Annotated in this window: 22 protein-coding genes and 1 pseudogene; 8 read left to right on the top strand and 15 right to left on the bottom strand. The window is 56.2% G+C overall.

Annotated features, from left to right (window positions below; genetic code table 11):
- Nucleotides 1-397: pseudogene (locus tag B3187_RS03025) on the bottom strand (protein translocase subunit SecDF); the annotation flags it as partial.
- A gap of 431 nt (nt 398-828) precedes the next feature.
- On the opposite strand from B3187_RS03025, the gene B3187_RS03020 reads away from it, so the two are divergent.
- Nucleotides 829-1035 (top strand): BON domain-containing protein, encoded by a 207-nt coding sequence (locus B3187_RS03020; protein ID WP_339618817.1) that lies wholly within the window; start codon nt 829-831, stop codon nt 1033-1035.
- Nucleotides 1036-1876: 841 nt separating this feature from the next.
- Here B3187_RS03020 and B3187_RS03015 read toward each other — a convergent pair.
- The 3 genes from B3187_RS03015 to B3187_RS03005 all read right to left on the bottom strand — a co-directional run bounded on the left by B3187_RS03015 (nt 1877) and on the right by B3187_RS03005 (nt 3063).
- Nucleotides 1877-2257, bottom strand: a complete 381-nt coding sequence (locus tag B3187_RS03015) for a hypothetical protein (RefSeq protein WP_286804527.1) — start codon at nt 2255-2257, stop codon at nt 1877-1879.
- Nucleotides 2254-2658, bottom strand: a complete 405-nt coding sequence (locus B3187_RS03010) for a 3TM-type holin (protein ID WP_286804526.1) — start codon at nt 2656-2658, stop codon at nt 2254-2256. Before B3187_RS03010 ends, B3187_RS03015 begins: the two co-directional genes overlap by 4 nt.
- Before the next feature lie 87 nt (nt 2659-2745).
- Complete coding sequence (locus B3187_RS03005; RefSeq protein WP_286804525.1) at nt 2746-3063, bottom strand: hypothetical protein; 318 nt, start codon at nt 3061-3063, stop codon at nt 2746-2748.
- On the opposite strand from B3187_RS03005, the gene B3187_RS03000 reads away from it, so the two are divergent.
- From B3187_RS03000 to B3187_RS02990, 3 genes are all read left to right on the top strand, one after another.
- Nucleotides 3041-3658: a hypothetical protein gene (locus B3187_RS03000; RefSeq protein WP_286804524.1), complete on the top strand. Its 618-nt coding sequence runs from the start codon at nt 3041-3043 to the stop codon at nt 3656-3658. The two genes, B3187_RS03005 and B3187_RS03000, sit on opposite strands and share 23 nt — an antisense overlap.
- Before the next feature lie 171 nt (nt 3659-3829).
- Nucleotides 3830-4072 (top strand): type II toxin-antitoxin system ParD family antitoxin, encoded by a 243-nt coding sequence (locus B3187_RS02995; RefSeq protein ID WP_286804523.1) that lies wholly within the window; start codon nt 3830-3832, stop codon nt 4070-4072.
- Nucleotides 4062-4355: a type II toxin-antitoxin system RelE/ParE family toxin gene (locus tag B3187_RS02990; protein WP_286804522.1), complete on the top strand. Its 294-nt coding sequence runs from the start codon at nt 4062-4064 to the stop codon at nt 4353-4355. Before B3187_RS02995 ends, B3187_RS02990 begins: the two co-directional genes overlap by 11 nt.
- A 119-nt stretch (nt 4356-4474) precedes the next feature.
- Here B3187_RS02990 and B3187_RS02985 read toward each other — a convergent pair whose 3' ends face one another.
- On the bottom strand, nt 4475-5437 hold the full coding sequence (locus tag B3187_RS02985) for a hypothetical protein (RefSeq protein WP_286804521.1): 963 nt from the start codon (nt 5435-5437) through the stop codon (nt 4475-4477).
- Nucleotides 5438-5951: 514 nt separating this feature from the next.
- Between B3187_RS02985 and B3187_RS02980 the strand changes: the two genes are divergently transcribed.
- Nucleotides 5952-7619: a hypothetical protein gene (locus B3187_RS02980; RefSeq protein ID WP_286804520.1), complete on the top strand. Its 1668-nt coding sequence runs from the start codon at nt 5952-5954 to the stop codon at nt 7617-7619.
- A 40-nt stretch (nt 7620-7659) separates the two neighbouring features.
- Complete coding sequence (locus tag B3187_RS02975; protein ID WP_286804519.1) at nt 7660-8556, top strand: dienelactone hydrolase family protein; 897 nt, start codon at nt 7660-7662, stop codon at nt 8554-8556.
- A 65-nt stretch (nt 8557-8621) separates the two neighbouring features.
- Here the strand turns inward: B3187_RS02975 and B3187_RS02970 are convergent, their stop codons facing one another.
- From B3187_RS02970 to B3187_RS02955, 4 genes are all read right to left on the bottom strand, one after another.
- Entirely contained in the window at nt 8622-8960 is a 339-nt protein-coding gene (locus tag B3187_RS02970; protein ID WP_286804518.1) for a hypothetical protein, read from the bottom strand.
- A 92-nt stretch (nt 8961-9052) separates the two neighbouring features.
- Nucleotides 9053-9964, bottom strand: coding sequence for a nucleotidyl transferase AbiEii/AbiGii toxin family protein (locus tag B3187_RS02965; RefSeq protein ID WP_286804517.1), 912 nt, complete (start codon nt 9962-9964; stop codon nt 9053-9055).
- Nucleotides 9954-10367: a DUF6088 family protein gene (locus tag B3187_RS02960; RefSeq protein ID WP_170162844.1), complete on the bottom strand. Its 414-nt coding sequence runs from the start codon at nt 10365-10367 to the stop codon at nt 9954-9956. Before B3187_RS02960 ends, B3187_RS02965 begins: the two co-directional genes overlap by 11 nt.
- Before the next feature lie 208 nt (nt 10368-10575).
- Nucleotides 10576-11025 (bottom strand): YchJ family protein, encoded by a 450-nt coding sequence (locus B3187_RS02955; RefSeq protein ID WP_286804516.1) that lies wholly within the window; start codon nt 11023-11025, stop codon nt 10576-10578.
- A gap of 254 nt (nt 11026-11279) precedes the next feature.
- On the opposite strand from B3187_RS02955, the gene B3187_RS02950 reads away from it, so the two are divergent.
- Complete coding sequence (locus B3187_RS02950; RefSeq protein WP_286804515.1) at nt 11280-14102, top strand: insulinase family protein; 2823 nt, start codon at nt 11280-11282, stop codon at nt 14100-14102.
- 79 nt (nt 14103-14181) lie between these two features.
- Here B3187_RS02950 and B3187_RS02945 read toward each other — a convergent pair whose 3' ends face one another.
- The 5 genes from B3187_RS02945 to B3187_RS02925 form a co-directional block, all read right to left on the bottom strand.
- Nucleotides 14182-15426 (bottom strand): GGDEF domain-containing protein, encoded by a 1245-nt coding sequence (locus B3187_RS02945; RefSeq protein ID WP_286804531.1) that lies wholly within the window; start codon nt 15424-15426, stop codon nt 14182-14184.
- Between the two features lie 199 nt (nt 15427-15625).
- Nucleotides 15626-16735 carry a rhomboid family intramembrane serine protease gene (locus B3187_RS02940; RefSeq protein WP_286804514.1) on the bottom strand — a complete coding sequence of 370 codons (1110 nt, stop codon included), beginning with the start codon at nt 16733-16735 and terminating at the stop codon, nt 15626-15628.
- Nucleotides 16735-17322: a hypothetical protein gene (locus B3187_RS02935; RefSeq protein WP_123637366.1), complete on the bottom strand. Its 588-nt coding sequence runs from the start codon at nt 17320-17322 to the stop codon at nt 16735-16737. Before B3187_RS02935 ends, B3187_RS02940 begins: the two co-directional genes overlap by 1 nt.
- A gap of 202 nt (nt 17323-17524) precedes the next feature.
- Nucleotides 17525-19801, bottom strand: a complete 2277-nt coding sequence (locus B3187_RS02930; RefSeq protein ID WP_286804513.1) for an ATP-dependent DNA helicase — start codon at nt 19799-19801, stop codon at nt 17525-17527.
- Nucleotides 19794-21473, bottom strand: coding sequence for a VRR-NUC domain-containing protein (locus B3187_RS02925; RefSeq protein ID WP_286804512.1), 1680 nt, complete (start codon nt 21471-21473; stop codon nt 19794-19796). Before B3187_RS02925 ends, B3187_RS02930 begins: the two co-directional genes overlap by 8 nt.
- A 185-nt stretch (nt 21474-21658) precedes the next feature.
- Between B3187_RS02925 and B3187_RS02920 the strand changes: the two genes are divergently transcribed.
- Entirely contained in the window at nt 21659-24733 is a 3075-nt protein-coding gene (locus B3187_RS02920) for a glycoside hydrolase family 15 protein (RefSeq protein ID WP_286804511.1), read from the top strand.
- Between the two features lie 28 nt (nt 24734-24761).
- On the opposite strand, the gene B3187_RS02915 is transcribed toward B3187_RS02920, so the two are convergent.
- A partial coding sequence (locus B3187_RS02915) for a hypothetical protein (RefSeq protein ID WP_286804510.1) occupies nt 24762-25165 on the bottom strand: 404 nt, incomplete at its 5' end.

Genomic DNA, 25165 nt, shown 5'->3' with positions numbered 1-25165 from the left:
CCAGAATCCCGTCCGACCCTCGAATTCGGCTCGGGTCATCCACACCGGGTAGCTGGACCAGAATGCCGTCTTCACCCTGGCGGGTGACTGTGGGATCAGTCAGCCCGGTCTCGTCCAGGCGACGCCGGACCATCTCCAGGCTGCGTTCAATAACATCGTCCAGAGCCGCCGCACGCTCGGCACTGGACAGCGCCTCAAAGCCGAGATCTGCCGCATCAACGTTCAACAACAAGTGAGAACCACCGCGCAGGTCCAGGCCCAAGGCGAGTTGATTGGTGGTGTACCAGGAAGGCAAGGCCTCACTGATGGATTTGGGAAGCAGGTTGGGTAGGGCGCTCAGCACGCCCAACAGAATCACCAGGCCATACACGATGGCCCGCGTTTGCAGGGATTTCATGGGGTTTCCTCGATTAATCCGTAAAAGAAGTGAAAACTGGGACGGATTAGAGGAGTGGCGGTGCTCGTGGAGCCTGGTTTAACGGGTGCTTCAGCCTGGGAGGCGTCGGTGACTGATAGTCAGAGGAGGGCGCCGACAGCTCGGCGACTGTGCCATTAAATGCGTTATTGGCGGCGAATGCATGATCGCCTTCGTCGGTTCCTTCTGACGACTGGCGCTCTCCATTGGGAAGGGCATTGAGCACCGTGGACGACGGTGCGCCTACCACCGGATCAAAGGCGCCGGATAAGCCGACCCCCAGCGAGTGGTCCGAGGTTTGAACGCCACCAGCCCCGGCGCCCAACAATCCCACTGACAGCACCAGCAAAGTGAGCCACAAAGCGTTGAAGGCTCCGGACTTGCGGCGATGTCTTGATGGGTTGGGTCGGTACATGGGGATGCGCCAAGTGTGTTTAATCGATAGATTGGGGGCGGCCGGAGGTAAAGTCAATCCGGGCTTGCAAATAAAATGCGGAAGCGAAGGCGTGGTGCAGTTGTCTGGCTTCGTAAACTCCCGGGCTGATATTAACCGGGCCGTCAGTATTGCACGTGAAGTGAAAGGGGTGACATCGGTTGAGAACGACATGAAGCTGAAATAGCCCATCCGGTACCAATCTGGACTGGATACGTCGAGGCACGCTGCTGGTGTGGTTGCGTTGGTACTTCGGCTACCCGATGGTGTGGGGTATTATGATTGCAATCACCACAGGGCTGATATAGTTCTTCAGGCGGCGCGGATGGCTATAGATGAGGCTTCTCATTAGCGATCTCGGTAGATAAGAATAATGTGACTCGAGAGGCCCGTTGTCATGACGAACAATGAAGCAACGGTCTCTGGAACGTTTTGTGACTGAATGGCGCCAATCATTCCGCAGATGGCTAGCGCTGAGCTGGATGTAAATGCTTGAGATGAAGGCATAGAGTGATCCCTCAGAGAAGTAAAGCATCGGATTTGTTGATTGTTTCTACGTCCATCGATAATACCATACTTCGTATAATGTATATTATGTTAAATACCATCTGTGGTCTGACACAGAAAACACTATGCGAATCAACCCCCTACGCCCGCACCCGCGCTGAGGGTATGCCAAAATGTTCTAAAAATATGGCGCGTTTTTCTCCATTCTCCCCGCTCCTGTAACAACACAAGGAGCATTCAGGATGAAGTTTGACGAGAATTTCCGCCCATCGTGGCGTCAGATCGTGAAAGTGTGCGGCGTATCCGAGCGCACGGCCCGCCGCTGGCTGAAATACGGGGCGCCGCCCTACGCGGTGCGGTTGCTGGAATTGGAGGAACGGGGGCGGATCATGCCCGAGAGCTGGCCGGAGTATTTCCGATTCAATCACCGGGACTTTTTCGAGAGTGGCAGCCACCAGCCCGCTTTCACTTGGCAGCAACTGACCTGGCTGCAGTACATCGTCAGTTGCTGGTATGACGCCCTAGAGGCTATCCGACTGGCTCAGGCGAGCATTGACTATCTGTCGGACAAACTCCCCCGAGCCGAGGTGATCGAGCTGGAAGCGCACCGGGATCGACTCAGAGAGATTGAGCGACGGAGGCGCGTGTCGGTGGCCGAAGCGGTCGAACTGGTTACCAATCGGACCGGTTGACCTACTGGCCTGATCATCGGCCACGGCCCGCTCCAATTGCTCAATGCGGTACACGAGCAATGCCTGGGTGCGGGCCATATCGGCGACCGTTTCCGGCAGCGCCCGCATCTGATTACCGAACACAAACAGCACCAGCGTCAGCAGCGCCACCGCCGCCGCGTTCAGTTTTCCACCGTCCACCTTTTTCAGCTTCTCCGCTATCTCGTTCATTGCTTCGTCATTGCCTGTTTCAGTTGCGGGGCGATTTTCTCGGCTGAGCGCCCTACCACGTAGCCACCCAAACCGATCTGCAGCAGCGTCCAGGCCTCGCCGGATAACCGGAACGCGGTCAGCCCGAGGGTATCGAGCACCACCAGCACCAGAAACGTCAGCATGGTAATCGGTCGCCAACTGCGTTGCAGCCAGCTTTGGCCGTTCGCTTCGGCGGTGATGGTTTTGGTCTGCGCGTCAAGGACTTTGCTTTCATAGTCGAGCAACCTCCCGGCCATTTCGTTTTGCAGATCCACGAGCCGGTTTTTCAGCTCGTAGCGCTCCGCGTCACTGGTGTGCAGGTTGTCCACCAGTTCGGTCACCGGCTGCACCAGTTCGCGCAGAAAGCCGAGGACGCTCACGCGAACACCCGGCGCTTGATGTATTCGGTGATCAGCGATGCAACCACCATTGAGCCTACCGTGATAATTACCTTGTTTCCGCTCATGTTACCCCCACCAGTAAAGACCCGGATCGATCCCGGCCTGTTTATCGCGCTTCAAGTCTTCCAGCGATTTCTGCTCAGTGCCCAGCACCTTATCGGCGTAGTCGTCATCGCCCCAGAACGGCACCAGCTTATCGATGAATGCAAACACTTTGTCGCCTCGGGTGTACCCCCGATCGTCCGGTGTGTTCAATCCGCCCTGCACCAGATCGGACTGGTAAATAAAATTCTGATCGCTGGCCGGGTTGATCTTTTTCAACACCTTTTTGCGGTTGATATAGACATAGGTTCCGGCACCAATGGCGAGCAGGGTCAGCAGCATAACGCCGTCCACCTTCGCACTGCAAACGCATAACGAGACTTTATCAACTTACGTTAACGAAACGACTCGCTGGCTTGCACAACAGTTAAAAAGCAACAAGACGGACCTATCGTATCAGGATAGCGGTGCAGAGCGCCAAGTGGATGCTGACAACACTTTAGTGTTCACACCCGATACTTTACAGGTTGAGTCAGCGGCTGTTAATTTTGGGCGCTCCGCAATCGCAGGAACTATAGCCACCCGCGGCGCGGCGCTTGCAAGGCAAGCCATGATTCGTCGCGCCGCAAGTAGAGCTGCCAGCAGAGCCGCAGGGGTCGGAGCTGCGACGCCATGCGTTGCATCCGGACCATTCGTTGCCGCTTGTGGAGGGGCTGTTTTTGCCACTGTTACTGTCGGCACAGAAATAGCATTGATAAAGACAGAGGAGTATTTTGAGAGAGAGGACTATGAACAAGCTCTATTAGGAGAGATCGAACAGTTACGAAAGCGAGCCCTGTACCAGCTGGCCGTTAAGCCAGCAGAGCAAATCACTCAAAAGCGAGAGGAGCTGGCCCGTCGCTTTGAAAGTAAAATAAAGCCTGTGGATTTACTGTAGGGCTTCGCGTTCAGCGCGCCACCTTGACCGCAGCAGCTGCTTCAAGAAAAATGGACGACCATAGCGGAGTTTGACAACGACTCTGTTTTCCACTTGGGGCAATCGTGCCCCGCCTGCCGGCCAATGCCGATGTAGTATAGCTGTGTAATCTAATAAAAATGGGGTGCTCCTATGGCTCGTATTACCCACGTTACCATTGGCCCGCAGTTGGAAGAGTTTGTGGGGAACCTCATCAAATCCGGTCGTTACGGCTCTACCAGCGAGGTCGTCCGGTCGGCGCTGCGGTTGCTGGAGCGTCAGGAGAGCCAAGCTCAGGCACTCAGGCAGGCTATCGAAGCTGGCGAGCAGAGTGGCGAAAGTGACCTGACGTTGCGTGATGTCGCCGCCGAGGTGAAGCGTAAGCATGGCGTATAAGCATTCCAATCGTGCGGTTCAGGATTTTGCAGCCATTTACGAATATACGTTGCTCAATTTCGGCGCTCACCAGGCAGATGCCTATAGGGAGGGTCTGGAAGGTTTTTTCGCTCTGCTCTCAAGCTCGCCATCAATGGGCTACGAATGCCCGGAAATCGCAGAAGGCGTTCGCCGTCAGGACTACCAGCGACACCCGGTAATCTATCGTCGCCGTGAGCGCGATATTTTTATCCTTAGAATCCTGCGCCAGCAGATGGATGTCATAAGCCACATCTTTGATTAACGGCCTCCCTACCCCGTGGCCTCTGTCAGCCACAGCACCTCTTCAAATTGCGGCCGCTGCCGCGCGGGCAGCTGTCGTTGCGCCCCGGCTTGAAGTTTTCGGCCCGGCTCTGCTGAAGCTTACTCGCAATCCGGCAGCGTCGTGTTGCCGAAATTACCCCGGTCGTTGCATCGATTCATGGTCATCACCGCAACCCCGGTAATGACGATGGCCGCTCCGATGGCTGCGCGCTCCTCCCAGTTCGAACTTCGATCGAGCCGGGCGGCGAGCTGTTCTTTCGCCCGCGTCCGTGCCGCCACAATGCGCTCAGCTGTCGCGTCGTCTCGGGTCAGTATCTGTATCCCATGATCGAGAAACAATAGTGAGGCCGTCATGACAGATGTGTCCTCCGATTCCGCCACAAACGTCATCGACGCGGGGAGGTCATCGCATTGCGCCATCCTGACCCCCATCAAGGCACGGATGAAGGCGGGAAGTTTCCGGTTTCGGTCCGCCTCACTCTCCAGTTCGACGTAGGGAAACGGGCGGTCCGATGAATACTCCGGTTTGTAGAAGTCCCCCAGCTCGATATTGACACCCATCAGAGAGTACCGACTGACGTCAAACCGTATTTCCGGCTCTTCAGCGCACATATCGCCGATTACCCGAGGCGTATGGGTGTTGAAGACGATCGGAAATTCCCCGTCTACAAACGGAGTACTGGTCTTGCTCAAGCGCTCACAGCTTCGGTTGAAGTCGACAAATGTGGGTGGTTCTATGACCACACCCCACTTCTTCCGGTCGATCTGGGGGGAGGCTGCCTTCGCCTCTGTTAGCCAGCGGACCATCGTATCCGCGTTTGGTGCGCCTCTCATCTCGGCTATCTTGAAGGAGTTGAACACTTCTCCGTACTCGGCCATGACGAATTCGTTGTGCAGGTAATAGGACCGTACGGCGGGCTCATATAGTTGCTTTGGCTTGGTGCCTACCACACAAAAATCTGACGCAGCTGGTTGCGCCCAAGCCTGATTGATACCGATCGTGACCACGAACGCAACCACATAGAGCAGCACACGAAATAAGGGATTTGTTTTTAAAATCATGATCTTAACCTCTCACTCTATCCGTGAAAACGAGAAATTGCATGCAAAGCAACAATGAGGGGAGCCATCCAAAGCTGGGAGCTTACACGCTCTTGACAGACCGGTAATACATTGATGATGGGCCGGGTGTGCCCGGCTCGTCTGAATAAACGTCAAGGGCAGTCTGCCTCGTATTAAACGCTTACCGTCTTTCTAGTTGAGTCGAGGGACGAATACGCAATGTTCTCATAGCACAGCAGACAGCAGAACCTGAGTTAAGGAAATTTTTAATGTCGATATTGTTTACATGTGTGCGCTATGAAAGAACATTTATTCTGGAACAGTATTGTATTCAATCGGAAAATTTATCTTGGCTTCTAATTTGCATCCGGAAAAATGGATAATAATCAGGGAAACCGTACAAGTCATTCTGACGTCTTTAGGTTAGCCAAGCCAGTCGGTGCTTCGGAACTGCTCAGAAAGGGAGAGTTAGGGACGTGGCGAGTGGGACGAACCTCATTCGATAGGAAAAGCTATGAACAGCATAATGAGAACGCCAGCGGCTTTACTCTTGTGGGGTCTCTTAGTGCTTCCCTCCATTACATTGGCGCAGAGGGCATCGGATAGCGGAAGCAATTGCGCCGACAAAGCGGTCTTTGAAACCGAGCTTTACTCTTGCGACATCGCCCACCTTTACACGACCCAGAACTTTCTGGACACCTGTAAAGCGACACAACAAAAAATGTTCTATTGGGAAATTCCTGAAAATCCAGACTGCAACCTGAGAGACCGGCCTGATGTCGTAATCCTGGAAACCAGCGCGCAGGATTCGTCAGAACTCAAAAGGATTATTGATGAGAAAGACGCCTCTGAACTGGTTTCGGCCACCCGATTGCAAATCACCAATGCCATGAGAGATACCGATCCGATGACCGGTGAAAATAGAGCCGATCCGTTTGAACTATGGGTCGTAAGCCGCCTTGACAGGGATTCTAGCAATGTTAAACCACCGGATGGCTTGCTGCCCCCTGATGAGGTTCCCGATTGGCTGAGGCCCGTCGCACAGAAGTACTATTCCGCCGCCCTACCGAATTATAATGCTGTTCAGAAGGCGAATACTGATCGTGAAAACGAACGCTTTGAAGCTCAGTTTCCGCAGTTTTCTGAAATTACCCGATCACAGGTAGAGGTGGATCGTAACGATCGATCAATATTGCGTGATGCGACAATGCCGGCCATTATGAGAAAGGCTGAAAGAACATCCGAGAGAGAAGTTAATCGTGACAGGAAAATTGCCGAAATCGAAGCGGATCTTGCTGCCAAAGCAGAGCGTGAAAGCCGGGTTTACCGGGCTTTGTGGTTCTGGAGTCAGTTTCGGGAGCCTCGTGTTATGAGGACTATATTCAATGGCAATCGCGTTCCCGAGCCGGGATTTGAAGGATCAATCTATTTTTATTTTGGCTATCCCCTAGAGCGTGGCCGAGGTGACCAGGCGGCCGTCCTGACTGCCTGGGTGCGCACCTACGAAGCTCATTGCGGTGAACTTTTACCCGATAATTCCGATACGTTGAGGACTGAATACTTTGAAACCAGTGGGCCTTATTTTCGACGCATGACCCGATTGACGGGTACAGATGTTATGCGTTTTCAGTCAGGGCTTATGGCGCCGTATGCAGCATCTCAAGACGCCATGCGATCAAGATTTCAAAGACAGATTCAGGGTAACTTATGGGGAATGTTTATGGACGTAGCGAAAAACGGCGCTCAGGCTTCAGGAGTAGCCGTCGCATTTGTGGAACCCTACATCCATGCTCTTGACGATTTTGACCGGTTCTTCCAATTGGTCGGTTGTGATAGCCCCACCGCTCGGCAAATGAGCCAGGGCATTTTTCTGGTAGCAAACGATGCCTCACTGCCCTCAGAGGCATATTCAGCGGAGATTTCAGGAGCGGCCTGGGTGAGCGATACCCCTCAAGGGCCGGGTGAATACCGGCATCACAGCGAGGTTTGCTGGGAGTACGATATTATGGAGTTGCCCAGTCGCTGTGGCTGTCTGGTCGACCTTGCAGCAAGAAAGTTGAACGAACCCACGCCGATGGCCGTTTCTATCCCCTACGCTAAAGTTCATAAAGCCTTCATGTCTGGCAGCGATATCGAACAGAGAGTATGCAGGTCCCCACTCACAACCATTGGCAGGCCTTAGTTGGCTTGTAATGAACCATACCATTCATAAGGCAGTCCCGATGAGTCAGCGCAACCGCACAACCGATATCCCTCCCCAGGCGTTCGAGCTTTACGATCAGTACGCTCACGGCGCGATCAACCGACGCCAGTTTCTGCGCGGTCTGACCGGAGTGGCCGTGGGCGGCTATACCGCCACTACCCTGATGAGCGCCCTACTGCCCAACTATGCGCTGGCGGAGCAGGTTTCGTTCAATGATCCGGATATCCGGCCGAGCTATCAAACTTTCAATTCGCCCAAGGGGCACGGTGAGGGCCGAGGGTATCTGGTGTATCCCAGTGAGCTCACAGGGCCCGCTCCTGTGGTCCTGGTGGTGCACGAGAATCGGGGACTCAATCCCTACATCAAAGATGTGGCACGACGACTGGCCAAGGCAGGGTTTATCGCCTTTGCTCCGGATGCGCTTCATCCGGTGGGTGGGTACCCGGGCAACGATGACGAGGGCCGTGCGCTACAGGCGGGGCTGGATGGTGAGAAGGTGTTTGCCGACCTGGTGGCCGCGGCGGAGCACGCCCGAGCGGTGGAAAACAGCAATGGCAAGCTGGGTGTAGTGGGCTTCTGTTTTGGTGGTAGCGTCGCCAACCGTCTGGCCGCCGAGCATTTCAACCTGATTCAGGCGGCGGTCCCTTACTACGGATCGCCCGCCGATCTGGACACCGTGAAAAACATTCAGGCCCCTCTGCAAATCCATCTGGGAGAGCTGGATCAACGTATTAACAGTCAGTATTCGGAGTATGAAAAAGCGCTGGAAGAACACGGAGTCAACTACGAGATTTTCACCTATGAGGGCGCCAACCATGGGTTTCACAATGACTCCACGCCCCGCTATGACAAAGAGGCGGCGGAGTTGGCCTGGTCGCGCACCATCGACTTCTTTAAGAAACACCTGGAAAAGTGACTTTGGGTCCCACCACCATTGAGGTTTCCGATGCCCGCTCTGAGAAGCGCGAGGGGGCCGGCGACTTAGTCGGTGAGCTGGCTCTCACGCAAAATACGTCTCCATCCATAGAGCGTCTGTGTATTGACCTGCGAAAACGCCATACTCTGAAAGTCGTCCTTCACTTCGTCTTCAATCGTGATGAACTGGTACAGTAAGACGCCCGGCTGCTCGTCGTGCAGGATCAAGTTAATACGCCGACGCGTCCGCAGGCAGTCAATCGTCATCACGTCGGCCGGAATGCCGGCGTCCCGCATTTTGCGGCGCACTCCCACCACCGGATTCATGTGCTCATGGGTGGCCTGGATGCGTGCGTGGGCATCGCTGGCCATATCGGACAGTGCTTTCAGGGGATCTTCAGACATTTGTTTGCAGCTTTTTGTATTGGATAAAACGTAGTCACTCGCCTTTTTACGAGCCTCGAACTTGCCATTACCGCTTTCCCTGGTAGTGCGCTTTATCGTAGCTGCTCGGTTAAATTTTTAAAGCCTTTCAATGCCCTCTCAAAGTCAATATTGTCGTCGTCATTCGCGTAAGACATTGCATCAACGAATTGTCTGTACTCCGCTTTATAGGTGCCATCTCTCATGAGCGTGTCAAGTGCTCTGGCTGCTGACCCATGAAATCCCTCGTTTGTCTGCCGGGATGTCGATTTCTGATCAACTTCGAATGAAGCGCGCGCAGCCTCTTCGAATACAGAAAAATTTGCATTGATTGCTGGAATTAGCGCACACAAATCGTGCAGATGGCGAATAATGGTAGGGTCATCTTTACTGCTCATTCGATCTCTCTTGAGAACACGCCACGTCAGCGCGCTGAGCTTATCGGCAGCAATCTCTATAGGTGACAGACATAAGATATATGCTTCTGGCTCTCCTCCGGTAAATTGCGCCATTAACGACTGGATGGGCTTTGTTTGCGGCTCAAGCTGTGGTTGAGTGAAACTGAATTCGACTTCCAGGTTTGGACGCAATGCTGAGTGTTCCTCATAGGCTTGAGGGTATGTCAGGGGAAACTTGAAGTAGTTTCCGGCACGGGTTACCGCATCCTCTGACAAAGCGAGCGAACTGGCATTGGAAAGCTGATCAATAATGCTCTCTCGGTAAGTCCTTCGAATGAGTTTGCTTTTATTGCCGGAGTTGGCCGCATTGTAACGACATCGAAAATCCAAGTCTTCTGAAAAGCGCTGAATCAACCTATGCCCCTTGGAGAGGCTGGTGCCACCAGAAAAAATGGTTGTAATATCTTCGCTATGGTGCTGACTAATGAGCTTCAGCGCCTGGACGGAATACCAGTCCTTTTCGACAAAGGCAGGATTTATACCGAGCTCTGCGGCTATCTCTCCAACGATAGCCTGATCAAGAGACATACTGATACTTAATGGACTTTCCATCGTAGGCCATTTTTCTTGACACTCGTCCTTTCACTGCAATGACCCGACCCGTCGGCACCTGGGTGGACTCGCCGTTGTTGTAACGCTCCAGGTCGCGGGCGGATAGCACTTGTACCTTAAGCTTGTTGCTCAGCGCTTCTCTGGCCAATTCGGGCAGCGGTTTTTCGGGTATTAACTTCCCGGTTAATGACGAACGCTTTGCCTTGGCATAGAGCCCCTGCCCGAACCTGATCAACTCTTGTTCAGCAACCAGTTGCCGTAGGGCGCGACCGACCTGGTCACGACCAGACAGATCAAAGAAATCCCCGGGGGTAAACACAGTCCCGGAGCTTCTACTGATTCTGTATTTCACCTTGCTTTTCAGTGACTTAAGTGGCACAGCCTGCATCCTGACTATAAACGATATCATCGCCCACAAATATACGACATTTTCAGGCAACAATCAAACCTAAAAAAGTTATATTTATCAATGTGTTAGTTGATTTATACCGTATTCCTCGAACCTTGAAGAAAGGACTTTGGCTGCATCTTCTGCAATGGGAGACTCGCCCGAGTCCCGCAGCCACCCAAACTCCGCAGGCTCCCCCTCAACCACAACACCGCTTGAATTTCCGCCCACTACCACACAGGCAAGCATCATTACGCCCCGGTTTGAAACTTTCATCACGGGTCTCTCCGCTGACATAGAACCAGCGCCCTGACTCACGCACGAATTCGGAGTGTTCTTCCAGGAAGCGCCACTGGCCACCTGCTCGGTAGTACGCTCTGAAGTGGACGCGGCCCCGGTCGCCGTTGGTGTCGCTGCCGAGCACCGATAACCCCACCCAATCCGGGCTATCTCTCAAGTCCAGGTGCTCGGGGCGGGTTGACGGGTGCCAGGTGGCCATCAGGTAATCGGTCTTGTTCTGCACAAAGGCACTGAACCGGGAGCGCATCAGCGCCTCCGGCGTGGGCGCCGGCGCTCCGCTATGGTACTGGCCGCAGCACTCTTTGTAGGTTGCTTGGCTGCCGCAGGGGCAAATTGGGTGGTCACTCATAGATCATTTTCCGGGTCATGCCACCGTCCACGATAAAATCCTGCCCCGTGATGAAGGTTGCCTCTGTGGATAGGCAGGAAAGAGTGTCAGCATCAATTCAAATGGTCAATATCCAGTGTTCCAATACATAAGTCGATTGGCCAAGCACTCTTATCTGCGCTAGAGTGTCATTGTGACTATTACGGTCACCGCAGGGATGGCATCTGATTCTACCCTGTCGTGACAATAACAATTCATCGATAGAAGGACTTGGTATGGCTCGCTTCTCCTCTTACCACCCTATTCTTCCGAGTATTTCGGTTTTTCTGTTCGGCCTGATTGCTCTGATTGGACTCTCCTCGTGCAGTTCTACGCCTCCGGCGCCGGGGTACGTGCCGGTCATCAAAAGCAAGCAGGATCCACGGCAATACCGCTACCTGGAGCTTGATAACGGACTTAAAGTCATGTTGATTCAGGCGCAGGAAAGCGAGTTGTCTGCGGCGGCTTTGGCGATTCCCGCGGGCATGTATCAGGATCCGCCGGAGTTTCAGGGCCTGGCACATTATCTTGAGCACATGCTGTTTCTCGGCACTGAGAAGTATCCCGAGGCCAACGCGCTGCAGACTTACTTGAGCGAAAACAGCGGTGGCTCCAATGCCCACGTAACGACCGATCACACGGCCTATTACTTCCAGATTCCGGACGACTACCTGGACGGGGCGCTCGATCGTTTCAGTGACTATTTCCGTGCGCCACTCTTTGATCGGGAATACAGCGAGAAGGAGCGTCATGCTATCAACAATGAATGGTCTATGGGGAAAAGTCAGGACCCGAGAATACTGCATCGGCTGCGGGGGCTCACCGGCAATCCGGAACACCCGCTGAACCAGTTGGGCGTCGGCAACCTGGAGACCTTGCCTGGAGGCGATAGCGGCCTTTACGAGGCAATGGTTGATTTCTTTGAGCGCTATTACGGCCCATCGGTGATGACCTTGACCCTGATTGGCAAGCAGGATCTCGATGAGCAGGAGGCCCTGGTGCGCAAGCACTTCAGCGACCTGCCCCGGCGCGATGCGGAGCGCCCCAAGGTGGCCGTCCCAGGTATTACTGATACTGAACGTGGACAGCATATTTACTACCGGCCCCAAACGGAATTGCGTCAGCTGCATCTGGAGTTCGGTATCGAAAACAACGTCGACCAGTGGCATAGCAAAGCCAATCACTATGTGGCAAACATCCTGAGCTCCGAAGAACCCGGTACACTCAGTCACTTTCTGAAGGACCAGGGTTGGGCCAACGATGTGGGCGTCGATGTGCAACCCGATTTTTTGGGGGGCGATGGCCTGCTCCGTCTGACCATCAGTACGACCAAGTCGGGCATGGACAATCGTGACCAGGTTATTGGTGCGGCCCTCGCCTACATTGAGCAGGTCCGCCGCGAGGGCGTGACCGAAGCTTACTACAACGAATACAAGCGACAGGCTGACCATCGCTTTGCCTCCCAGCAACCCCCTGCCCCGCTCAGGCATGCGATCCACAGCAGCATCCGTATGCAGACCTTCAGTCCGCAGTACATCAATGCGCTGGACGCGGAATTTGGCCCCTATAATCCCGATGCGATACAGGCGGTGCTGGATCAACTCAACCCAGAAGCCGTGAGAGTCTGGCACATCAGCCAAGGTGAGTCAGTCGATACGGACATTCCGCACATGTCTGGCCAATACGCAGTTCGCGCCATCACTGAGAACCAACTTAAAACCTGGCAGAAGCACGGAGAGACCCTGGTGTTGAATCTGCCACCACTGGTCCAGTGGGCAGACGCCAGTGAGGATGAGGTGGAGCACGATATTCAGGCATTTACCCAACTTGTCGACGAACCGGCCCTGGACGTCTGGTTTCGTCACGCCACACACCATCAAAACGGTCAAGGTTATTTGCACTATGTCTGGAACACGGATCTGGGTGTCACGGATGCCCGACACTTCGTCCTGGGCTGCCTGCTTAATGGCTTGTTGATTCACCAAAACTCCCATGTCGCCAGCCGGGCCGGTCGAGAAGGAATCCACGTGGCCTTCGACCGCTCGGACAGCAATATGCAAAATCTGACTATTCACGGGCCGGTGAAGGGCCACCCGGAATTGGTAGCGGAGCTTATGGAGAACTTCAGCACACTGGAGTTCAACAAAGACCAGTTGGATCAACAGCGGGATAACCTGGCGCGGTGGTTGCGAAGTGAAGCGAAAAACGCCCCCGGTCAGCAGACCATGCGCTGGCTGGGCCGGACCATGCAGGCGTTTGACTGGGATATTGACGCCTTCCTGACCGAAAACGAGTCCATTACGGTTGAGGACGTCCGCGCCTACTACCAGCAAGTGAAAGAGACCAGTACGCTTCGGTTGTATGCTTTCGGCCATTACCTGCCCGAACAGGTTGAAGCCATGGCTCGTCAAAGTGAAGCGGCTCTGGGGCCCGATCGTCGTCCAGGCCCGATTCACGTGACCGAAACCATCAATTTTGGCCAGGACGACGCCTTTGATATACATCGCGACGTGGACCATACCGATGTTGCCTGGCTGCGCGCCTGGATACCCGGCGTGCCGGAAGATGAGCGAACCACTGCATCAGCGTCTTTGAAATTGCTGGGAATCCTGAGCCATCAGCCCTTTTTCATTCAGTTACGAACGGAGGAACAATGGGGCTATTGGGTGCAGACCGGTGATACCTGGGCAAAGAACTACCCCGCCTTTATCGCATTGGTGCAAAGCTCAGAACGGTCCCTTCCCGATATCGAAAACCGCGTAGAGCGCTTTATGCGGGAATTTGATGAAACGCTTCAGGCTGTGAAGCCTGCGGAATTTGAGCAGATGAAAAGCGGATTGCTCCAGCAATTCCGTCAGCCACCCAACGATTTTATCAGCGAAGCCAGTCGCTACCGTCACGACTTCTATCGCAATGACGGCAACTTCAATACTCATCTGGAAATGGCTGACTTGATTGAGTCCACCTCACTGGAAAAGGTCCAAGAGGATTACCGTCGCTGGATTCTGGGCGACGGATCCGGTTGGATCACCTTGCAAGCACAGGGCGCAACCCCCTGAACGCAAAAGGGCGAAGGTGCTACAGCCTTCGCCCTTTTGCTTTTGACTCCCGACATTTCATAGGATTTGCCAACAGATATCAGGCAACGGCGACCTGGTCCCGTCCGCTATTTTTGGCCTGGTACAGAGCTGTATCCGCCCGTTTGAACAGCGCGCTGATGCCTGTGCCGCTGACTTCTGACACACCGATGGAACAGGTCACCACATAACCTTTGCCCAGCTCGGCCTCCCGGGCGGTTCGGCACAGATCGTCGGCAAGCACTTTTGCGGCCTTGGCGGATGAGCCTTTGCAGACCACCACAAACTCTTCCCCTCCCCACCGGGCGGGAATGTCGCTGTGTCGGCAACGCTCACTGATCAGTTGAGCGAAGGCTTTCAGAATCCGGTCGCCTTCGTCGTGGCCATAGCGGTCATTGATCGCCTTGAAGTGGTCCAGGTCAATCATCAGCACGGAGAAAGGTAGCTGCGTTTTCTTGTAGTCTGCCACCGCTTCCTGGAGGTGCGGGCGAAGGCCCGCGCGGTTGTATAGCCCGGTCAGGGTGTCATGGGTTGCCAAGTCTTCAAACCGTTTGCTTTTCAGGTCGAGCAGTCGATTGACCGCCCGGAGCTGTTCCGTTTCAGCGTGTTTCGCTTTGGCTTCACGGCTGTAACGAACCGCACGATAGGAAAAATACAGTAACGCCAACAGCATCCAGGCCCAGATCAGGCCTCGATACAGGGCATTGGCGGAAATCCACTTTCCTCTCAACTCGGCGTGATGGAGGATGAGGCTGACTTTCCGGGGGATCGAGCTGTCACCCGTGGAGAGCACCAGATGACGGACGTTGGTCAGTTGCGGTGTGGTCTGTTCAGCGGGTAGATCGCTGGCGTACACCCACCAGGGGGGAACGTAGAATTCGTCCAGTTTCAGCGTGTAAGAGTGCCTGTCCTCGCGCGGGTTGATCACCTGCTGATTGCTCTTGTACGGAAACCAGACCTGGTCGTCGGGCGCAAAAAAGTGATTGAGGTAAATGCGCAGACTGTCGCGGGTCGACGACTGATGTGACAGATCCAGATGCAAGGTGGTGTACTGCGTGAGATCCACGCTTTGGTCTTCGGGGTTTAGGGCGGTAAACAGATTGCAGAACGGATAGGTAATGGCGGTGCGTATTTCGCACTGCATGTGGTAGGCATCATTCTGCTGGTAGTGAACGATGGAGTTGCCGTTCTCGGAGCGATCATCCTCCACCCAGCCGGGATTACCGTTCTCCGAGGCAATGGGCATGACCAGATTCATCCCCCAGTGCTGCCAGGCCATGAGGCCAACACTGATGAGCGCGAACATCAGAGCCACAATCTCCACGCCGAACCCTGTGCCAGCCCGGCGGAGTAGCCCCTTTGGTGTGTGGGTGCCTTGCGTCATACGTTATTTTAATAATGGGTGTGATTAACGCCGATCGTCGCGGACTCCGGCAATCATGTGGCCAAAATGGCACATTTATCATCATAATGCAAGGTTTGAGCTCCCCGTGCCCCGGTGACGGTCAGCTGATGTGTTTTGTGCGCCGCAACTTCACCTCTGGTTGGCTGAGCCAGTTCAGCAGCGGATTGTTACGGAGGACCCAAGGGTACAGCAGCCACCCCACCAGAATGCCCGCCAGGAAGCCACCCAGGTGCGCCATGTAGGCGACATTGCTCTCGCCCATGATCATCCCGACAATATTGGTCAAGCTCCATACCAGAAAATACCAGTGGGGCGCGACTTTAAACTGCAGGACCAGAATCATTACCGTAAGGCTGGCGCGCCTGAACCACATCATATACAGGCCAAACAGCGCGGCAATGGCACCACTGGCGCCTACCAACAATAGCGGCCCTTGGGAGCTGTCAAAAAAGACCAGTTCGGCCAACGCAGCGAGAACGCCGGCTCCCAGGTAGACGCCCAAGTATCGCCAGTGCCCCAATACATCCTCGATATTGTCGCCCACCACCCAGAGGAAATACATATTGCCCGCCAAGTGTAACCAGCTACCGTGCATAAACTGGTGGGAGAGCAACTGACCGAGCTGCCACTGAGTGGGTGCATCGGAGTGTAGCCCGAGATAGAGGTAGAGCGTGTTTTCCCACTGGCCGTTCAGTTGCCCGGCGACAAACAGCAAGATGCAGATCGCCATCATGGCGTAGGTTACCCAGGGCGTGCGGTGAGGTTTGAGGTTGTATTCCACCGGCATGCCGGTGAGAAACTGAAACACCATGGAGCGCCAGGTCAGCTGTTTCGACAGGGTCGCCAAGGCACTGTTCAGCTGCGGCGATTTCAAGGCCAGCTCGACCTCCGGCTGGTCCAGCCATACGCCGTCACAGTCCGGGCAGCAGTCAACCTCCACTTCGTACTGCTCCAGCATGTAAAAGCGTTCCATGTTGACATCGCAGCGACGACACAATCGCCCCCCTACCCCAATTCGCTTTCCGAGACTCTGTTCGTGGTCGTAAACGCTGATGTTGTCGTGTTTGTGGGCGATCGCCTGATTCAGCGCCCCATCTTCAAACCATACACCGAGACAGCCATCGCACTGCATGACCGCCTGACGGCCGACGCGGGATTCCAGTAGGGTCTGGTGAAAACAGTTGGGGCAGCGATGCAGTGTAGAGGGCATTAGTGGACGTCCATTCCGGCTTGTTGAAGGTGTTGTTTCAGGGTCGAGGCACTATCCCGAAGGCCCGGGATGGTATCGTCAAGAATCGGTTGTGCGGCTTCGCGTAACTGCTCCGCACCGTATTGGGCACCGATCATTCGGTTGCTCAGGCGGTGATAGATCGATGGCACTTCCCGATAGAACCGCTGAGTGCTACTGAGGTAAATACTGGGGGTTTCAAGCGTGGTTTCGGACTCACCCATAACGGTCCAGACGTACTGATCAAGCGTCAACGGATTCTGTTCAAAGAAACTATGAGATTGAATTCCGCCATCAAGACTCTCCGCGTACGCCTGCACCAGACGGGCATTCGCTTCCAGTTCATTGGCAAGTGATTGGCGCAGGTAGTAATTGCGCTCCAGACGGGTCAGTTCATTGAACTGAATGGCGACTTTCATCCCTTCGGATGAGGCGAGGTAAACACCCAGCACGGTGGCCCCGATCATCAGAAACTGGCTGAACCAGAAGCTACCGTGGCGAAGTTCGCCGGGGGTCAGCGGGTTTGAAAGACGCGATGCGAGGCGGCGGAACACGGTCCTTATGGGCACGAAGGTACTCCTACGAAATTCTTTGGCGCCGGGAATTGTGCCAAACTGAGCGGATATTGCCAATCGTTTGAGTTAATGTGTGATGGTGGTCACGAATGGAGGGGGTTGTCGGATTACGCTTCGCTAATCCGACCTACTTGATGCCACTGGAATCTTTCTCGTAGGTCGGATTAGCCGCAGGCGTAATCCGACAAGCTCGCCTTTAGCGTTCCAGCGCCCACCACTCGGGTAACAAACGGCGAATCCGGGGCTGGGCGAAACGGTCGTCGATCAGGTGTATCACTCCCGTGTCATCCTCTCCCCGGATCACCCGGCCGGCGGCCTGCACCACTTTACGCAGGCCGGGATAGAGGTAGGCATAATCGTAACCCTGACCAAATTGTTCCTCGAGGCGCTGCTTGAGCTCGTTATTGATCGGGTTCATTTGGGGTAATCCGAGCGTTGCAACAAAGGCGCCGATCAAGCGTTTTCCGGGCAGGTCGATACCTTCGCCAAAGGCGCCACCCAGGACCGCAAAGCCGACGCCGCTGCTGTGCTCGTTGAACGCGGCAAGAAAGTCCGCGCGAGCGGCTTCGTTCATTTTCCGTTCCTGTGCCCAGGTGGGTACTTCGGGATGATGTTCGCGCAGATGTTCGTGCACCTGTTGCAGATAGTCGTAGCTGCTGAAAAAAGCCAGGTAGTTACCGGGCTGCTGCTCGTACTGCTCGGCAATCAGGTGTGCGATGGGCGCAATGGACCGGGCGCGATCGTGGTAGCGCGTGGACAGGTTGCGGTGCGTATGGACGGTGAGCTGTTCGGCTTTAAACGGAGATTGCATGGTCATGGCCACGACCGTGTCGGGCAGTCCCAACAGGTCGCAGTAATAACCGGCGGGGTTAAGGGTGGCCGAAAACAGGGTGGCACTGTGTGCGCCCTCAAAGCGTGGTTTCAGTTGCGCGGCGGGAATCAGGTTGCGTAGCTGGATCACGGTGCCCTTGCGCTTGCCACCCTTCGCGCTCGGCGGTGGGCGCCATTCGATATCACACAGGAAGTCGCGCTCATCAAACAGCTCCGCGATGCGCAGAAACTGCAGCGCGTCGAAATAAAATCGCATCAGCTCGCTGTCGAGGGCAAAGGGGTGCTCGGCCAGATAATCGGTTATCGCCGCCGCGGTCAATTGCAGTTGACCGATCAGCGGCTCCGGCGGTTCCGTCTGCAACACCAGATCCTGCTCCTCCGGCAAGGCGCGATTGAATTCATTCCAACTGCGATGGAGCGACTCCAGTCGGGACTTCAAGGCCTTGGGGGCCTGTTTTTTGGTGCGCCGAAACCGGTGTTGGTCCAGCGCCGCGGAGTACATGCTTCGGGCGCGCTCGATCAGATTGTGGGCTTCGTCCACCAGCAGTGCGGTGCGCCATTGGTGGGTCTGCGTCAGGGCGTAAAGCATGGCGCTCTGATCGAAGTAATAGTTGTAGTCGCCAATGATGACATCGCTCCAGCGAGCCATTTCCTGACTTAAATAATAGGGACACAGATCGTGGGCCAGGGCAATATCCCGCACGCGAGCCTGATCCAGGCAGCGCTCCCGGGCGGCGGCCTGCCGCGCTTCGGGCAGACGATCGTAAAACCCCTTGGCCAGTGGGCAGGAGTCGCCGTGGCAGGCTTTATCCGGGTGCTCGCAGGTTTTCTCCCGCGCGACCAGTTCGAGCGTTCTCAGCTCCGGCAGGTCCAGCGTCTGTAAGGCGTCCAGAGCCAACTGACGGCCCGGGGTTTTCGCCGTGAGGAAAAAGACTTTATCCAGTGACTGCGTCGACAACGCTTTGATCAGGGGGAATAGCGTCCCCAGGGTTTTCCCGGTGCCCGTCGGCGCCTCCGCCAGCAGGCAGCGACCGGTGGCGGCGGACTGATAAACCGCTTCGGCGAGGGGCCGCTGGCCGGACCGAAAATCGTGGTAGGGAAACTGAAGTTCTTCGGCGGACAGGTTGCGCCGCTCCCGGTGTGCGAGCTCCTGCTCGGCCCAGAGGATGAACGCGTCGCATTGAGCCTCAAATTCGGCCTTCAGATCCTCCGCCGACCAGTGTTCGGTCAGGTGGTGTTCCTCCTGCCGAACAATATCGAAATACACCAGGGCCAATTCCACCGACTCGAGCCCCTGGGCTGCGCACAACAGAGCGCCGTAGACTTTGGCTTGCGCCCAGTGCAGCGCCCGGTGATTGTCGGGAATCAGATTGAGATTACCGCGAAAGGTTTTGATTTCCTCCAGGCGGCCTTGCTCGGGGTCATAGCCGTCCGCCCTGCCCCGCACCGTCAGGTTTTGGTATTCGCCTTTGAGGGTCACCTCCGCCCGGTAGTGGTCCGGGCGGCGACGCGTCACCCAGAGGTGACCTTCCATTCCCTCCCGGGCACTGGGTGACGGGGTAAAACGCATGTCCAGGTCGCCGCGTTTAGCGGTGAATTCGCACAGGGCGCGAACGGAAACCGTATAGGTGGTATCAGTCATCCGCCGACTCACTCCAGCGGACGTAACAGACGGACACGGGCATCTGGTGTTGCCTGAAAAACGCCAGCCAACGCTTCTGATTGTCCTGCAGGCGATCCCCGGGGCCTTTGACTTCAAGCAGGTGATAGCGACGCTCATCGGGCCAAAATTGGATCAGGTCCGGCAGGCCGGCGCAGTTGGCTTTGAGGTCCTGCAGGAAACGCTGAAAACACAGAGCCAGATGTTCGGCGGGAATGCACTCCAGGGCCTGGGTCAGCTGCTCTTGGTCGAGGGCGCCCCAGGCGACAAAAGGGGACTGTCGTCCGGCCTTGCGCTCAAAGTTGTCGAGAATGGTCTGTCGGTACGCGCCGGTGGTCAGCTGTGCCATCAAGGCGTCGAAACGGGCCGCGCGGCGCTCGACAAAATCCGGCCAGTAAAGATCCGCCGGCCCCCGCTGAAATGGATGGAAGAACGCCCCCGGTAAGGGCTCGAAGATGGCATCCCACATCAGCAGGCCGAACAGGCCGGTCAGCAGGGTATTTTCGGCGTAGTACACCGGCGTTTCCGGGGTGGTCAGGTATGCCGCCACGGCGCGCTCCACCGATGGGTCCTGGGGCAGGATCAAATGGACCTCGGGCACTTCGGGCGGCGCTGTCCGGCGCTGACGCTCTCCGGTCAGGTTGCGTTTCAGTCGCGGCAGCAGCCGTTCCAGTTGTTGCCGCTCGGCCTCGCTTTCGGGCGCCTTCTGTGCCGCCTGGGCCAACTCGAAGGCGGTTTCATGGTGCCCCAGGCGTTCCAGCACCCGGAGTAGTCGACCGCGGGCACCGGGATAGGACGAGCGCTGGTAGCTGTCCCGGGCCCGTTCCAATTCTCCGGTGCGCTCCCAGTGGCGCGCCATTTTGAACAACAGGCGGTGATAGTGGCGGGCCAGCCAGGGTTGCTCCTCTGGTTCCGGCGGCAACTGTTCGAGAACCGCTTCCGGCGACTCATCCTCGTGCCACTGCTGGCGGCATTCGAGCAGTTGCCAGAAGGTCTCTAACTCGGTGCGCTTATGCACCGGACGGGAGCGCTCATCAAAGGTCACGGGTTCGTACTGGTACAGACCCAGCTCGGTCAGGACAAACTCGGACCAGCCCTGATAGCCGTTGCCGAAAAACAGCCAGCGCAATCGATCGCATTGGGGCATGACCGTCAATTGCACCAGGGCCTGTGGCGCCAAGCCCCAGATCGACGCCGGTCTCGGCTCTAAATCCTCTGGCTCCAGCTCGCCCCTGAGCCTGTCGAGGGCTTCACTCTTGCGGGCCGTTGGCGGTATACCCTGGGCCTCCAACCGGTTTATAAATACGGTTTTCAACGAAGACCAGGTGAACAACCGGAATAAGGTTTCCAGGCTGATCTGCGGGTCCTCAACCAGCCATCCCAACTGCTGCAGTGGGGCGGACGCCTTGGAGAAGGGTTCAAGCTCCGGGTACTCGAGCGTTTCCGGCCGGAACAGGTCCCCTTTGCGCATCACCATGCGCACCAGCAGGCCACGACTGGCCTCGGGCAGCGCCAGGGCCTGGTCGATAAAGGCCAGTTCGGCCGGCGGCAGCAGGTCGCCGTAGCGCTGTCGCACCCAGCCGAGTACCCACTCGAAGTTGCGCAGGTAGTAGAGCGGATCGTCCAGCGGTGCGGGTGTAAAATTCAGTGTCACGGATACCTCAGTGAAACTCTTGCCCCGGATCGGGTCGGAGCGGCTTGGGCACGGAATATGCTGTGTTTACCCGGTGCGTGTCAATTAGGCCCGGGGATGAAAAATTGTCATATCAACGGTTCAGTTCTACTCATATAATGACAGCATGCTCCCCTTGCCTGCTCAACGCGGTGTAAAGCAACCCTATGAAAAACAAGTCAGTATTGAACCAGCTGTTTCAGGATATCGATACGGTGATCCTCAGCCGGCAACACCCGGTCACCGGGCTGCTGCCGGCCAGCACCAGTGTAAACCATCACGGAGACTACACGGACGCCTGGGTGCGGGATAATGTCTACTCCGTTGTCTGTGTCTGGGCCTTGGGTATGGCTCTGCGCCACGCCGGTGACCGGGACCGTAGCGACCAACTCGAACAGGCGACCATCAAGCTGATGCGCGGACTGCTGCAATCCATGATGCGTCAGTCGGACAAGGTCGAAACTTTCAAGTCGTCCCTCGACCCGTTGGATGCATTGCACGCCAAATACGATACCGCCAGTGGCCTGACGGTGGTGGCCGATGACGCCTGGGGTCACTTACAGATTGATGCCACCTCCCTGTACCTGCTGATGCTCGCCCAGATGACCGCCTCGGGCCTACGGATTGTCACCACCTTCAGCGAGGTGGATTTTGTACAGAACCTCGTTTATTACATCTCCAGCGCCTACCGCACCCCGGATTACGGCATCTGGGAGCGCGGCAACAAGATCAATAACGGTAAAACTGAAATCAACGCCAGCTCGGTGGGTATGGCAAAGGCCGCGCTCCAGGCGCTGGACGGTTTCAACCTGTTTGGTCCTACCGGGCCCAAACGGGCCACCATTCATGTGGTGGCCGATGCCATTTCCCTGGCGCGCACCACGCTGGCGTCTCTGTTGCCCAGAGAGTCGGTTTCCAAAGAGGTGGACAGCGCGCTGCTGAGCATCATCGGCTTTCCCGCCTTTGCGGTCAGCCGGGAAAAACTGGTCACCCGGACCCGGGATGAAATTCTGGGTAAACTCGGTGGCCACTACGGCTGCAAGCGGTTTATCTGGGATGGTCACCAGACTGTGCTGGAGGAAACTTCACGCCTGTACTACGAGCACTCGGAACTGGCGAACTTTGAGCATGTTGAGTCCGAGTGGCCTCTGTTTTTCACCTATCTGTACATTCAGGCGCTGTTCGACGGCAATGAATCCACCGCGCAACACTATCGGGACAGGCTGGAATCCCTGATGGTAAACGTGGATGGCATCGGGCTGTTACCCGAGCTGTATTATCTGCCGGACGATCGGGTCGCGGCGGAAAAGAAACAGCCCGGTTCCCAAGAGCGGGTGGCCAACGACAATGTACCGCTGGTCTGGGCCCAGAGCCTGTATTGGACCGGCCTGATCATGCACGAAGGGCTGCTGGAGCCGGATCATCTGGACCCACTGTCACTGCGTCGGCGAGCCACCAAGTTCATCAAGTCGAACATCGCCTTGGTGGTGCTGACCGATAATGAAGTGACCAAAGGCATTCTCTCTGAGCACGGGGTGATCGCCGAAACGCTCCAGGAAATTCAGCCACTGATTGCCCTGCCCGCCCCCGAGCTGGTCAAGGCCTATGGCCAGGTTGGCGCCAACCCGGCACTGAAGTTGACAGGGCGTCCAGCCCGACGCCTGCAGAGCCTGGCCAGTTCCCAGACTTATCAGATCAACGGCAAGGTCTATTTGACACTCTCCTGGCTGCAAAGCGAAGAGGAAGATTACCGCCTGTACGATGCTCAGTGGTTCAGCGAAAGCCTCGCCCAGGAAATCGAGCATATTCGCAAGCACTGGATCAATCAGGAAGTCGCCGTTTTCACCTTATTGATGACCCACGAACTGTGTCAGATGCCTCAGATCGAGTCGTTGTTCGAAGCGATTCGCTCCCTGCAGTTGCGCACCGAGCATGACCATGTCGGCTATGCCTCGGCCAATCTGGCCTATCGCGCTTCTCGCGTGAATGCCCTGAGTATTCGGGATGTTGAGTTGGAACCCCTGGCACCTCGCGATTGCTCGCGCTGCCTGGATCAGTGGGACGACCTTGCGCCGGAAGCCCAGACCATATGGGATTCTCTGACCCAGCTACCGGAAATCGAGCTGCAAAAGCAGCTCGCCGGTTTTCTTCACAAGCGTGACCTGGACGCCCTGGTCGGCCAGCATGATGGCGAGCCGGTGACTTTGCAGCAGTGGCTGGAAATGCTCTACCGGCGAACACGGGAGCTGAATCAATGGCTGATGGCCCGCTACTGTTTCGCGGCACTGAATCGTTTTCACAGCGATCTCGCCGGTAGTCTGTCGGTGCTCGCCATGCGTCACCTATTGGTGGTGCTGGGCGACAAAAAGCACGAGTTCATCGTGAGTGCCCAACTGAGCAATGACGAGCTGATGGCGGGTGTATTGCGCACTTATAACGACCCAGTAGAGCGGACCCTGGCCCAGGAAATGCTCGCCCAGATTGGCACCCTGGTGCGCACGCGTCCGGAGCTGTTCGACGGGCTGCGCTCCATTCATCTGCACAATTTCATGCAACTGTGCCTGCGCCAGGGGCGAATCAGCGATGACTACTGTTCTCTGGATGAGTTGGGCGTGCTGCCGCCGTCGACCGTGACGCAGCGGCTGATTGACATACTGACCTACCAGCGGCGGATTTTCACCGAGGAAGTCCAGTTAAGCAAACCCGAGCCCGGTGCCCTGCCGCGCAGCGCCGCCGAGCAGTTCCATGCGCTGGACGCGGACTGGTTTGAATGGCGTCTGGCGCGCGGGCTGGTGACACGGCTGGACAATGATTTTCTCAAGGCCATCTGGCAGAGTCTGGCGCACGCCGTCACCCTGGAATTCGGCGACCGGGACAGTGAGGAGTCAACGCTGGAGTGCGAGCTGGTGCGCAGTTCCATGACCTCGGGCGAGGAAAGTTTTGCCCAGTTGATTGACCGTCTGACCCAGCAGTTGCATCCGGCCTACTACAAAACGGCGGTGGTGGAAGCGCTGTCGGCCTTCACTCATTACTGCGAGGCGAATCCCGAGGCCTATTTTGAGCAGCCGGTCGTGTTCAGTCAGGTGCTGGAAGCGGCGGCACGGCAGTACGTTGCAGAGAAGGATCACGCCAAACCGGGCACCCGGGATATTGATAATCTACTGGAGCAGTCGCCAGAGGTCTTGCAGAGCTATGTGAATCAGGTTCTGGCGGAACTGGACAGCGCCACCCAGCCTGCCTGACAGGCCGGGGTGGCACCCAAGTCACCCCTTAGCGGAATACATCATCCTCATCTTCGGCGTAGTAGCGCCCCGGGGTGATATCGGAATAGGTCAGGTGCTGGGCCTTGAGTCGATCGACGTCGCGCGCGATTTGCTCGATCATTTCCCGGGTTTCTCCCCGGGTGACCGCTTCGCGCATGGCATTGCCCCAGATGGACAACTGCCGGGTACGCACCTTGCGGGTCTCGGCATCCTTCGACCATTCACTGGCGATGAAACGCCCGGCCTCGTACAGCTCCGCTTCGAGCTCGGCGCGCTCGTCCGGATCCTCCACTTCGGCCAGAATGTCCGGCACCAGGTCGCTCCAGCCCTGCGGATAGAGCTTCCAGCCTTCATAGAAGCGGGTAATCCAGACCAGATACTCCTCCCGGGACTGGACCGCCTGATTGCGCT

The organism is Marinimicrobium sp. UBA4209, assembly GCF_002381585.1.
GTDB lineage: Bacteria > Pseudomonadota > Gammaproteobacteria > Pseudomonadales > Cellvibrionaceae > Marinimicrobium > Marinimicrobium koreense.
Note: the sequence above shows the minus strand (reverse complement) of the source record. Positions and strands in the feature narration are given on the sequence as shown.